The 704-nt window shown below is 69.7% G+C and carries 1 pseudogene; it reads right to left on the bottom strand.

The features are described from left to right. Positions 1 to 170 precede the first annotated feature (170 nt). Positions 171 to 704, bottom strand: a pseudogene (locus tag A5648_RS24055) (fatty acyl-AMP ligase); the annotation flags it as partial.

The following is a 704-nucleotide window of genomic DNA, read 5'->3' as shown; positions in this document are numbered from 1 at the left end:
GCCGGGACAAGTACCTCGCCGGTGAGCTGGTGCCGCTGGCGCAGTGGCAGGCGCCGCCGCCGAAAGACGCCACCCCGGACGTCAAGAGTGCGCTGGTGGGCGGCCTGGCGCGCCTCGCTGCGACCGGCTTGGCGCAGCGCGGGCGGAAAACAACGGGGCGGGGCTGAGTTTCAGTCCCGCTGGGATCGCTGCTGCTGCAACGAATTCCGCATCGCATCGGCCAGTTTGCCGAAGTTCAGCCGCGGGCCTTTCGGGGTGGCGGCGGGCGGCGGTGCATGCCACTGCGCCACCGGGGCAAACCCGCCGTCGACGAAGCGTTGCCGGCACGCGCTGCGCTGAATCTTGCCGCTGGTGGTGGTCGGGACCTGCATGGGCTCGACCAGCAGCACATCGTGGGCCGAAACATTGTGGGTGGCAAGGACCGCCGCGCGGATGGCCTCGACGGCGCCGCTGAGGTCGGAGTTCAGCGACGCGCGGTTCACCTCCTGCACGATCACCAGCTGCTCGTCGGCGCGCGGGTTCGGTTTGACCGTGAACACCGCGGTGCGGCCCGGCATCAGTGCCGGGTCACTGCCGCCCACGGTGTCCTCGATGTCGTTGGGGTAGTGGCTGTAGCCGCCAATGGTCATCAGGTCCTTGCACCGGCCGGTGACGAACAGCTCGCCGTCCCGGAAGAACCCCAGGTCGCCACTGCGCAGGTAGGG

The sequence above is a fragment of the Mycolicibacter sinensis genome (assembly GCF_001673565.1).
Taxonomy (GTDB): domain Bacteria; phylum Actinomycetota; class Actinomycetes; order Mycobacteriales; family Mycobacteriaceae; genus Mycobacterium; species Mycobacterium sinense_C.
This window is presented reverse-complemented; position numbering and strand designations above follow the sequence as displayed.